Here is an 11,675-nt window from a genome sequence, read left to right on the forward strand (position 1 = left end):
GTCGTCACCAGGTGCTGACCAGGCCGGCGGGGGATGCCTTGCGCGCAAAAACGAGCGAGCGCGCGGGGAGACCGTCCTCCCACTCAAGGTGGAGTGGTTGGCGCACACGACGGGCGGCCGCCCCGCGCTGTGTCGACGCGGCTACGAGACGAGCGGTTCGGGCGCGTGGTTGGGCTCGGGCGAGTGCAGGGCCCGCAGCGCCCCTTGATGGCTGAGCCACCCGACTGGTTCGCCCCGGTCAGCGGCCAGCACCGGCAGGCCCGTGCCCGTCGCCGACAGTAAGGCGTGCAGAGCGGTCGCGAGTTGCTGGTCGGTGGTGACACGGGTAGGCGTCTCGGCGAGGTCACCCACGACGGTCGGCGCGCCGTCGGGCTGTTCGGCGAGGGCCTCGGCCACCGCGCGGGCGGTGATGACACCGAGGTAGGCGCCGGAGGGGTCGTGGACGGGCAGTGCGCCGTGCCCGGACTGGCTCAACCGGTCCGCGGCGGCGGTCAGGCGGAGCGAGGCGGGCAGGGGAGCGGGGAGCGGTTCCATGACGGAGGCAACGGTCTCGGCGCCGATGCGGGCGCCCGGCGCCGGGCCCTCCAGATCGATGCCGCGGCGGCGCAGCTTGAGGGTGTAGATGGTGTCGCGGGTCAGCGCCCGGCTGACGACAGTGGCCAGCACGATCGCCAGCATCAACGGCAGGATGATCGAGTACTCGCCAGTCAGCTCGAAAAGGATGACCACGGCGGTGATCGGTGCGCGCGATGCCCCGGCGAAGACGGCGCCCATACCGACCAGCGCGTAGGCGCCCACGGCTCCGGCCGTGCCGGGCAGCAGGTCGTGTGCGCCGGCCCCGAAGGCGGCGCCCAGCATCGCCCCGATGAACAGGCTCGGCGCGAACACGCCGCCGGAGCCGCCGATGCCGATGGTCAGACTCGTGGCGACCATCTTGCCGACCAGGAGCAGCAGCAGGAAGCCGATCGCGTACCTGCCCTCGGTGGCGTTCTCCAGGACCGGATAGCCCACCCCGTACATCTGTGGCAGGGCCAGCAGGACCACGCCGAGGGCGAGGCCGCCCACCCCGGGCCGCAGCCACTCCGGGCCGCGCCAAACCCAGTCGCAGGCGTCCTCGGTCGCGTAGAGGACACGGGAGAAACCGACCCCGACCGTACCGGCGACGACGCCGAGCAGGGCGAACAGGCCGTACTGCGCCAGGTGCTCGACGTGGAAGGCGGGCAGGCTGAGGAAGGCCACGTCACCGAAGGCGGCCCGACCGATCACGCTTGCCGTGACGCTCGCCAGGACCGCCGCGCCGAACGCCTCGACGCTGAAGGCGGCCAGGATCAGTTCCATGGCGAAGATGACGCCCGCGAGCGGGGCGTTGAAGGTGGCCGCGATACCGCCCGCCGCGCCGCACGCCACAAGGAGCTTCATCCGGTCCTCGGTGAGCTTGGCGAGCCGGCCGAGGGTGGATCCGAGCGCGGAGCCGATCTGCACGATCGGCCCCTCCCGCCCCACGGAGCCACCCGAGCCGATGGTCAGCGCCGAGGCCAGCGTCTTGACGACGGCGACCTTAGGGCTGATCCGGCCACCGCGCTGCGCGACCGCCAGCATAACCTCCGGCACACCGTGCCCGCGCGCCTCCTTGGCGAACCGGTTGACGAGCGGCCCGTAGAGCAGCCCGCCCACCACCGGGACGAGGAGCACGAAGAAAGGGCCCAGCCACGGAAGGTGTGGGTTGCCGCTCCCTGGTGCGGCCGCGTAGTCGGCGTGGCCCGAGAACAGGCGGGTGAAGATCTGGATGCACCAGCGGAAGACGATGGACCCGAGACCCGCCCCTGCTCCGACCAGCACAGCCAGCACCATCATCGGACCTGAGCCGCCCGCGCCCCGACGGGCGCCCAGCGCGGTACCTCGTATGTCGCTCACTCTTTCCCCTTCCTTACTTTTGCATTATGCAAAACATGTCAAGAGGCAAGCGGGTGCAGGCTGAGGATGCGTAGGGGGTTGCGGCAGGCCGGGTGAGCGCAAGGGGGCAGGTAGGCCCGTGAAGCGGGTCGGGGCCGCGGGCTTTGATCTAGGATCGTCGCCGACCCGAGTCAGCGAGGCAGTCCGTGGCTGCTGGTCGCGGGCAGCACCCAAGGCGCCGTCGACATCAAGGCGCAGCTCGAAGCACTCACCGTCCGGTGCGCCCCGGACATCTGGCGGTGCGGCTCCCGGCAGCCGCAGCGAGGCGGAGCGATTACTGGTGTTCGTGGGTACGTGCCACTGGCCGTTCATCCTCGGCGAATTGGACGCCAGAGATGCCCTGCAGTCACGACTGCGCCGCTGGCACCGGCTTGGTCGCTGCGGCAGCTGTGGTCTACGTGTTCTGCCTGGCCAGCTCTTGCCTACCGCGCCTCGGCGCTGGCTGTGGGCCGGGTGCGGGAGAATGCACGTGTGTCTGCAGGTCTGCACTGCTTGCTGGGTTGCCTCGGCGCACAGTCGGCAGTGCTCGTGGTGGTTCGCCTGGCCTCATGCTCCGACCCGCCGTCGCCCCACAGTCCCCGCCACCCGGTGGGGGCCCGGTCGATCTGCCTCTTCCCGTCGTCAGGCGCCCGTAGCATCCAACAGACGCCCACGCCCTGGAAAGTGATCTGCGCGACCGGGTCGACGGCGAGGTCCGCTTCGATCAGGGCACCCGCGCCGCGTACTCCACGGACGGCTCCAACTACCGGCAGGTGCCGATCGGCGTGGTCGTCCCGCGCACAGTGAACGCCGCGGTCGAGGCGGTGACGGTCAGTCGCAAGCACGGCGCCCCGCTGCTGTCCCGCGGGGCGGCACGAGCCTGGCGGGGAGTGCTGCAACATCGCCGTTGTACTGGACTGGAGAAAGTACTGCCACCGGCTGCTGTCGGTAGACGTGGCGAACCGCCGCTGCACGGTCGAGCCCGGCATCGTCCTGGGCGATCTGAACCGGCAGCTGGTCGAGTACGGCATGATGCGACCCGCATCTGGGAACTCCCCGCAGTCCGGCGCCCGCTTGCACGGGCGCGCACCGACCAGATCAGATCAAGGCCCCGACATGCGCGAGCACCTGCCGCAGAAGCACGCCACGCCCGCCCTGCATCTCGTTCCGCACCGCTTCGGACACCGCCTCCTGGGGTGTGAACCACACCAGGTCGAGAGCGTCCTGCCGAGGTGCGCAGTCGCCGCTGACCGGGACCACGTACACCAGCGAAACCGCGTGCTGGCGCGGATCGTGGAAGGGAGTGACCCCCGGCGTCGGGAAGTACTCGGCGACCGTCACCGGCTGCAGTGAGGCCGGGATACGGGGCAGCGCCACCGGGCCGAGGTCCTTCTCCAGGTGGCGCAGGAGCGCGGTGCGCAGCTGCTCGTGGTGGAGCACGCGTCCTGAGACCAGGCTCCGGCTCACCGTCCCGTCGGGGCCGATGCGCAGCAACAGGCCCACGTGCGTGACCTGGCCACTATCGTCAACCCGTACCGGGACAGCCTCTACGTACAGGATCGGCATACGGCCCCGCACGGACTCGAGCTCGTCGCTCGCCAGCCAGCCGGTTGCGCTCTCGGTCGTCATCTCGGACATCTGGTGATCATACGTTTCCCGTCGGGTCATCGGGCCGTATCGAGGACCGCGTCCCCTGCACTGCTCCCGACCGTCACACGGCCCGCTGCCCGAGCGCGTCGACGACCCGCCCCCGAACTGGTCCGCCGTACGCGGCAGTTCACGGTCCGCCCGGCACTGAAACTGCAGCGTGCACCGACGGAACTCCTGCTCCTCCAGGGGTACGGCGACCAAGGCGCGGCGGTCGGCGGGACCGAAGGTGACACGACCGACCATCACCGCACCGCTGCGGATCCACACCCCGGCGGGCGAAGTCCGCCAAGGCGCGACCGGCCAGATTGCGGCGCCGGAGCGCCCCGCTGCCGCGGCTCAACCGGTGCCCTACCGCAGAACGGTCTCGGCCTCGTTGCCCGCGTAGTCCTCCAGAACGGCGGTCACCTTGCTGTCGGCACTGGACAGGGTGACGGCCGGGCTGATCACGTGGGAGGTCAGCGTCGATTCCACGATCTGCCGGGCTCACCAGCATGCGGCCGGTGCCCGGCGGGACGGCACGGGGCAGAAGGAGGCGCCTGGTGGTGTCGCCATCGAGCCCGACGACCACGGGCTGGGCCGGTCAAGGGGCGGGTTCACCTCCAGGTCCTGTTCCCCACAGCCGGCGGACCGCCCCGGCCGTCTCTGCCTCTGCCGGTCATCGGCCGCCCCGCCCCGCGTACTCAATCAGTGCCATCGCTCTGGAGCGCCAGCGCCCTTGCCGCCATCCGCCGAGAGCAAAGCGAGGCCGGACAGGCAGCCGTGCCCGCACTACCCTCGGCGCCGCCCACGCAGATACGGCGCTGCCCTCTTGCAGGACCGCGGAAAACATGACGAGGGTGGCGCGGCTGGTGGTAGAGCTCGGTGCGCAGCGGGGCGGGCAGGTCGCCGGTGTAGCCCAGTGGGTGAGGCGGAGGGCGACGTGGCGCAGGCGGGTCCCGCGCATGGCCGTCGGGTTGATCGACGAGGTGTTCGATGCGCTGAACGAGCAGACGGTGAGGGTTCCGGGAACGGGGACGCTCGACATCGTCGTCCTGTCTCTGGCCCGCTAACTTGCGGCCGTCCACGACCAGCGCCGAGCACTGGAAGCCCAGATCAACACCCTGCTGGAACAGCACCTTCTTCCCAGGTCCTGATCTCGATGCCGGGAGTCGCGGTCAGGACCGCTGCCGTTCTGCTGGTCACCGTCGGCGACGGCACCAGCTTCGCCACCGCAGGACACCTTGCCTCCTACGCCGGCCTCGCCCCGACCACGAAGTCGTCGGGCACGCCGATCCACGGCGAACACGCCCCACGAGGCGGCAGCCGGCAGCTCAAGAGAGCCATGTTCCTCTCGGCATTCGGGGCCCTGCACGATCACACCTCCCGCACCTACTACGACCGCTGCCGAGCCAGAGGAAAGACCCACACTCAGGCCCTCCTCCGCCTCGCCCGACACCGCATCAGCGTGCTCTTCGCGACGCTCCGCGACGGCACCTTCTACGAACACCGACCGCCTCGCCTCGCTTGACGAAGGGCATAGGGCACCCCTCGCCCGTTGGCCGAAGCGCTGCCGACTCTGGCTGAACCCGCGCCGCATCCGTACCATCCTGGAAGCCGACACAGCCAAGGAGAGTGCGGTGTGAGGCAGGGGGGCCCAGGGAGAGGAGTCTGGGGCGCCTGCTCGCCGCGCAGGCGCACTCCTGGGCACTGGGCGAGAAGGCGCAGCGCCTGATAGAGGCGAGCCGTGCCGTGGTGGCGCAGCGCCGGGCCGACCGGCACTCCCGGTACGCCGCCCGCACCAACCGCCGCCACCCACGATGACCGCCCTGCTTCTGCAAGCCCGCAGGCCACACCCTTGAGAGTGCTTGGCCAGGCGCAGCGGCGCGCGGCGTCAAACCGACGCAACTCCCCGGCCCGTTTGCGGGACATGGAGCACGGGGCGGTGGGAATCTGTCCCTACCCCGGGTCGCTCCCCCGGCCGCGGGGAGCGCGCAGCGAAGCGTCATCGCCTTCGCCTGGTGCGTGGAAAGGCCCTCTGGACGCTGGGCGAGGCGCGGGAGCCGCCTCGCCGGACGCTCGACACCCAGAGGGCAGGTGCTGGAGCCGCGTAGTCGGCGATGCGGCTCCAGCCGTCTCGGCAGAAACGGTTCGGGGGCCGGGAACCGTCACGGGGCCGACATCGAGCCGGCACCCGGTCTATGTGCCGAGATTAGGACGGGCCCCGAACCGCAAAAGGGCCAGTAGCCCCAGTTTTCAGTGGGCGTTCTGTGAGTCGTCGGCGTGGTTGTCCTGATTGAGGGCTTGCGCATGAGTGACGGTGCGGTGTGCTGGAGGAGTGGCTGACCGGCAGCCGTACCCGAGTGACCTGTCGGATGAGGCGTGGGAGCTGATCCGGCCGGTCCTCACGGCCTGGAAGGGCCGGCATCCGTCGGTCAGCGGCCATCAGGGCCGGTATGCGATGCGGGAGATCGTCAACGCCCTCCTGTACCAGGCCCGGGTGGGCTGTCAGTGGCGCTATCTGCCGCACGACTTCCCGCCCTACACCGCGGTCTACTACTACTTCGGGCTGTGGCGGGACGACGGTACCGACCAGGCGGTCCATGACCTGTTGCGCTGGCAGGTCCGCGAGAGCCGCGGCCGAAACGCGGACCCGACCGCGATCGTGATGGACACCCAGACCGTGCACGCCTCGCTCAACGCACCCAAAGAGAGCACGGGGCTGGATCCGGGCAAGAGAAGCCGGGGCCGCAAGCGGGGCATCGCCACCGACATGCTCGGCCTGCTCATCGCCGTGATCGTGGTCGCCGCGAGCGTGCACGACAACGCCATCGGCATCACCCTGCTCAACGAGGCCGCGGCCGACAACCCGTCGCTGTCCAAGAGCTGGGTCGACGCCGGGTTCAAGAACGCCGTCGTCGCCCACGGTGCCACCCTGGGCATCGACGTCGAGGTGGTCCACCGGGATCCGGCCACCACGGGCTTCACCCCGTCACCGAAACGGTGGATCGTCGAGCAGACCCTGGGCACGCTGATGCTGCACCGCCGCCTGGCCCGCGACTACGAGGCCCGGCCCGCCAGTTCGGCGTCCTGGATCCGCTGGTCGATGACCGGCGTGATGACCCGCCGGCTCACCGCCTCCACCGCGTTGACCTGGCGTGACCCGCCACCCGGCCCGCCCCGCGAGGTCAGCTCGAACGAGCAGGGGTAAAGCATGCACCAGTTCCTGGAACAGCTTGAGATCCGCGAGGCCGCGGCCCGCGACCTGGCCGACAAGCTCCGCGCCCAGATCGCCGAGCTCACCGCTCAACTCCAGGCCACCGAAGCGGCCCTGCAGCGACTGCGCATCACCCGCGAGACCATCCTGGAGATCGCCCCTGACCTCCCCGGCGGCCTCGAGCCCCTGCCCTCGGCCTACCGCCAGATCCTCACGCTCTTCGAGGACACCGCCGACGGACTCCACCCCAAAGACGTCTGCCTCGCCCTGAACACCGGCACCGAACCCCGGCACGTCGAAGGCATCCGAGCCAAACTGAAACGCCTGGTCAGCCGCGGCATCCTCGCCGAACCCGAACCTGGCCTCTTCACCCTTCCCCGGCCAATCCCACGTCCGGACTAGACCCGGCAAACACTCGCAGAACACCCACTCAGGGTGGGGGGCCTGGCGCGGCGCCATGGTGCCACATGGCGCCCCGGGGCCACCCTTGCGGCCGGGCCGGACACGCTCCGCCCTCCGGCCCGGCCGTCTCCGGCAGCCTGACTTTGGTGTGATCGGCCCCGCTCAAGGAGCGGCCTGACGGCGAGCCCATGGAGGGCCCCCAGGATGACGGTGCTCAAACGGCATGGTGTGCCCAGCGTTTTGCCTTCTACACGTCATTGTCCGCGAGCGGTTTGTCCTGTTTAGGATGCGGTCCGTCCTCGCCCGCACGGGGCGGGCAGCAGCCGATGGGAATCTGTGCCGGACAACAGTGATAGCCCCCAGTCCGAACGTCTGACCGCGACCGCGACTGCTGTCGCGACCGCCGACCGCAGCGCGGTGGTGATCACAGTGTGCGGGGAGATCGACTACTACAGCGGGCACCGCCTGAGCCATCTGCTCACCGACGCCTGCACCCGCCTCGCCCCGCGCATAGTGGTGGACTTGAGCGAGGCGACCTTCATGGACTCCGACGGCCTGAACATGGTGCTCATCGCCCATCACCAGGCCGCCATGGCAGGCGGCTGGCTGCGCCTGGCCGGCGCCGGTGAGCGGGTGCTGCGCATCCTGCAGATCGTTGGCGTCGACACAGTCATCGCCGTGCACCCGACCGTGGCGAGGGCCCTTGCCTGAGCCCTGGTTTTGCCAGCGCCCGTGGGATCGGCTCCGGGCGCCGGGGCTTGCCGGGCATTTCCGTCGGGCGCGGGGCTGACACCGGCTGCATGCCACTGCACAACTCGCATACTGCGCTGGCGTCCGGGAGCGTTGGGGCGGGGGTGGGAGGTTCTCCGCGACCGGTGAGCTGAGGCGGGGGAGCGGCGGCAGCATTCGGGTGGTCGGTAGGGCGGTCGGGGTGCTCGGTGGAGCGGCAGGGGACGGGTGGAGAGCCAAGATCCTTCCCCTTCCCCTATTGAAAGACTCATGCGTGTACGTTCTGCGCTCGCGGCGGCTGTGCTGGTTGCTGCCGCCCTGCCCCTGGCTGCCCCGGCGGTGGCTTTTGCCGAGGGTCACACCGCGGCGCCGGTGGCTCAGGTGAAGGCCGACGACGACCCGCCCGTCTGCTCCTTCGGCCCGGACAATGGCGATTACTGGTTCTACTTCGAGGACAGCACGACCTCGTCGGACCGACGGAACATCCAGGAAACGGGGTACTGGCTGCATGCGGACGGCCAGCGCCCCGCCTTGTCCCGCTCCCCTTCAGCTACAACCCATCAAGGCTTGTGGATCACTCGAACCGGGCGTTTACGCCCGGTTCGCCTCACGCGGCGGTTACGGGTGTGGAATTCTGCTGCCGAGGCCTGGTCATAGGTTCAGCACAGCGAGGACAGTTATGAGTAAAACGGACTGAGCCCCGCTGACGAACAGCGGTCGGCTAATACCTGATGGAACCGCCGGACTCCTCCAGCCCCGTCTCCTCCCGGCAGGGGCCTGGCGCCCGGGTCCCTGCCGGGAGCCGGTTACGAAGAAGCGTTTCTCAGGGCGTACGGACGGCGTTCACCACGGCCGAGACCGTCTTGCCCTGTGGTGGAGTTCGGCGCTGGCCGAGCGGGCCAGACTCTGAACAACGAGCCAGCCGAAACTTCGGGCTACCGCGGGATCGTGGGCACGCGGTTGGGGATGCCGGGCGCTGCGGTCGCGGACCCAGATCACCAGGGTGCGGTCGTGAATGCAGGCGCTGAAGCGAGTGACGCCACCGCCGTGGCGGAGCGCATTGGCCGCGAGCTCGCTGGCGATGAGCAGCGCATCCTCGTGCAGTCGGCGCGCCTGGTGGTGAGGCACGCCCTGGCACAGGGGCAGGACGGCCGCGCCGGTCTCGGCGCGCGCCCGAACAGGTCATACTCTCAGTACCGGGCATGGCGGGAGCGCTCTGAGCGGCAACCTCCTTCGTCTGCGTGTATGGCTGGCCTTGTCCGTACCTCGCCTGACCGCTGCCCCGAAATGCACACGCCAGGGTGCCGCACGCCGACCCGCGCCCTTGCCGCGAGGTGGCCGAAGCTGCTGCACGGGACCGGCGTGATGCTGCGTTCTCCGGGCGACGGATATTCGGCTTCGGGAACTGGTAGCCCACCCCGTCGTACAGGCGCACGGCCGACGCAGCAGGGTGCGCGAGGCTCCCGGCCGGCCGTGCGATGCAGCCAGTCTCGGAACGTGTTTCATCGGCTGCGGACCGCATCTCCAGTCCGAGTTCCGCGCAGTGTTGGGCGACAGCCCTTCAAGCGGCAGGGGTGCGGGGGAGGGGTGAGAGGGCGAACCGGTTTACGTATGCGGCTATTTGGCTTTTTATGGCTGTGCCGGGCACTCGGGCACGGTGGCGGAGAGGCACGCGGTGTTGCGCAGGCCGTGGCCGATGTCTCCGCCCGCTTGCAGGTCCGCGGTTTCTGTGGGGAAGTCCCCTTCCTCACCTGCGGCGCGCACATCCGGGAAGGAATGAAATGCCCGATTTTCTGTCCAGTGACCGACTTGCAGACATGACGATGTACGACCAGGAGGGCGGGAAGGTCGGCCGTGTCGGCCAGGCCTACGCCGCGGACGGGTCCGGCCGGCCTGAATGGGTCACTGTGATCACCGGTCTGTTCGGGACCAGGGAGACGTTCGTTCCCCTGGCGGGTGCCGAGATCACGGGTGACCAGCTCCGTGTCCCCTTCACCAGGGAGCACATCAAGGCCGCACCGAACGCCGATGCCGACGGACACCTGACCCATTCGGAGGGCCGCAGGCTGTACGACCACGACGGCCTGCCCGGAGCCGGTACCCCGGGCCGTGAGAGCGTGGATTCCCACTCCGACGCACAGGCCGACCGGGCCGGGGAGGACGCCGAGCTGGTGCGGTCCGAAGAACGCCTGCACGTAGGTACGGAGGAGGACGTGGTCGGTGTCGCACGGTTGAGGAAGGTGGTGGTGACCGAGCATGTGACCACCACCATCCCCGTCAGCCATGAGGAGGTGCGCGTGGTGCGCGAGCCTGTGCGCTCTGGTGACCCGGTACACGCCCGCATCGCCGAGGATGAGGCCGAGGTCACGCTGCACGCAGAGCGGCCTGTCGTGGCCAAGGAACAGGTAGCTGTCGAGCGCGTCCGGCTGGAGACCGAGCGGGTCAGCGAGCAGCAGGAAGTCAGCGCCACGGTGCGCAAGGAACGCATCGACGTCGACGACGAACCGGGGACCACCGCATCCTGACCGCCGCTTGAGGCCGCCGGACGAGTCGCCGCCGCTCATATCCTCGCCGTGTCTGCCTCTCAGTACGGCGTGGAACCGGACTCAGGATTGCCTGCCCGGGTGGTTCCCGGGCCCGTCATGGTTGTCTGCGAGGAGGGTGAGGGAGAGGTCTGCGGCGTCTTCGCCCCGCTCCATCAGCGTTTCAGCGGATCCGACGATCAAGGGGTCGGGTTCTCCGATGGCTTCGGGATCTCTGTTGTCGTAGGGGATGCGCCAGAGCAGGCTGCGCATCGCCTCCAGGCGGGCACGGCGTTTGTCGTTGTTCTTGACGACAGTCCAGTGGGCTGCGTCGGTGTCGGTGGCTCCGAACATGGCGACCTTGGCCGCAGTGTAGGTGCCCCACAGATCCAGTGAGGCGACGTCAGTGGGTGAAAGCTTGCATTGCCGCACCGGATCCACCCAGTGGATCGCGACACGGGTGCGCTGTTCTGCCTGGGATACCGAGAGCCAGAACTTGACCAGGATGATGCCTTCCTCCACCGGCATCTGCGCAAATTCAGGACATTGACGGAGGAAAAGTTCGTGCTCGGCCTGGCTGCAAAAGCCCTTGACCTTCTCCACTCCGGCCCGGTTTTACCAGGAGCGGTCGAAGAAGACGATCTTCCTGCGTGCAGGGAGGTAGGGTATGTACCGCCGGAAGTACCACTGTCCGGCCCCGCGCTGGGTCGGCTTGTCGAGCGCGACAATCCGCGCGGTTGAGGCGTTCGGTGAAGCGCTGGATCGTGCCACCCTTGCTCGCCGCGTCGCGGCCCTCGAACAGCACGACCAGCCGGGCCCCGGACTCCTGGGCCCACCGCTGCAACTTCAGCAGTTCGATCTGCAGCACTCGTTTCGTGCGCTCGCACTCGCCACGGCGCAGCTTGTGGTCGTAAGGCCGATTGTCGCGCCAGGTCTGGATGACGTCCCCGGTCATCCAGCAGCATAGGTCGCTTTGTGGCGGCGGAGGTGTGGCGCCGTTGTTCTCACGGTTGGGTGTCGGGCTCGGTGGTGGTCTGACAGCTGTGTCTCAGCGTGCTACCCGGCGTTCTGCTGAACGGTTGGAGGAGGGGCGCCAGATCGCTGCCGTGCTTGGGGCCCGGCGGGCCGAGCAACTGCAGGCCATTTAGCACTTCCTGCCTTACGTGTAGGAAACGGACGGTCAGGCCGAGTTCGGCAACGACATCGGTGGCTGCGGGCAACAAGGACACGATGCGCATGCCGTGACT

The 11,675-nt window shown here is 69.1% G+C and carries 9 protein-coding genes and 3 pseudogenes; 7 read left to right on the top strand and 5 right to left on the bottom strand.

Features of this window, described 5'->3' with window-relative positions; all coding sequences use genetic code 11:
- Positions 1–141: 141 nt before the first annotated feature.
- Entirely contained in the window at positions 142–1,851 is a 1,710-nt protein-coding gene (locus C1N81_RS04990) for a chloride channel protein (protein ID WP_394427450.1), read from the bottom strand.
- A 758-nt stretch (positions 1,852–2,609) separates the two neighbouring features.
- On the opposite strand from C1N81_RS04990, the pseudogene C1N81_RS04995 reads away from it, so the two are divergent.
- A pseudogene (locus C1N81_RS04995) lies at positions 2,610–3,009 on the top strand (FAD-binding oxidoreductase); the annotation flags it as partial.
- Between the two features lie 21 nt (positions 3,010–3,030).
- Here C1N81_RS04995 and C1N81_RS05000 read toward each other — a convergent pair.
- Complete coding sequence (locus tag C1N81_RS05000; protein ID WP_394427176.1) at positions 3,031–3,570, bottom strand: NUDIX hydrolase family protein; 540 nt, start codon at positions 3,568–3,570, stop codon at positions 3,031–3,033.
- 360 nt (positions 3,571–3,930) lie between these two features.
- Positions 3,931–4,053, bottom strand: a complete 123-nt coding sequence (locus C1N81_RS05005; protein ID WP_394427178.1) for a hypothetical protein — start codon at positions 4,051–4,053, stop codon at positions 3,931–3,933.
- Between the two features lie 452 nt (positions 4,054–4,505).
- Here C1N81_RS05005 and C1N81_RS05010 point away from each other — a divergent pair.
- The 6 genes and pseudogenes from C1N81_RS05010 to C1N81_RS05035 form a co-directional block, all read left to right on the top strand.
- Positions 4,506–5,089: pseudogene (locus C1N81_RS05010) on the top strand (transposase); the annotation flags it as partial.
- A gap of 807 nt (positions 5,090–5,896) precedes the next feature.
- Positions 5,897–6,769, top strand: coding sequence for an IS5 family transposase (locus C1N81_RS05015; RefSeq protein WP_394426175.1), 873 nt, complete (start codon positions 5,897–5,899; stop codon positions 6,767–6,769).
- Positions 6,770–6,772: 3 nt separating this feature from the next.
- Positions 6,773–7,177: a hypothetical protein gene (locus tag C1N81_RS05020; protein ID WP_394427180.1), complete on the top strand. Its 405-nt coding sequence runs from the start codon at positions 6,773–6,775 to the stop codon at positions 7,175–7,177.
- A gap of 336 nt (positions 7,178–7,513) precedes the next feature.
- Positions 7,514–7,888: an STAS domain-containing protein gene (locus tag C1N81_RS05025; protein ID WP_394427181.1), complete on the top strand. Its 375-nt coding sequence runs from the start codon at positions 7,514–7,516 to the stop codon at positions 7,886–7,888.
- Between the two features lie 288 nt (positions 7,889–8,176).
- Complete coding sequence (locus C1N81_RS05030; protein ID WP_394427183.1) at positions 8,177–8,563, top strand: hypothetical protein; 387 nt, start codon at positions 8,177–8,179, stop codon at positions 8,561–8,563.
- A gap of 1,160 nt (positions 8,564–9,723) precedes the next feature.
- Entirely contained in the window at positions 9,724–10,431 is a 708-nt protein-coding gene (locus C1N81_RS05035) for a YsnF/AvaK domain-containing protein (protein WP_394427184.1), read from the top strand.
- 81 nt (positions 10,432–10,512) lie between these two features.
- On the opposite strand, the pseudogene C1N81_RS05040 reads toward C1N81_RS05035, so the two are convergent.
- Positions 10,513–11,383 (bottom strand): annotated as a pseudogene (locus tag C1N81_RS05040) (polyphosphate kinase 2).
- 49 nt (positions 11,384–11,432) lie between these two features.
- Positions 11,433–11,666 carry a hypothetical protein gene (locus C1N81_RS05045; RefSeq protein ID WP_394427186.1) on the bottom strand — a complete coding sequence of 78 codons (234 nt, stop codon included), beginning with the start codon at positions 11,664–11,666 and terminating at the stop codon, positions 11,433–11,435.
- Between the last annotated feature and the right edge of the window lie 9 nt (positions 11,667–11,675).

This window comes from Streptomyces sp. SGAir0957 (assembly GCF_043523415.1).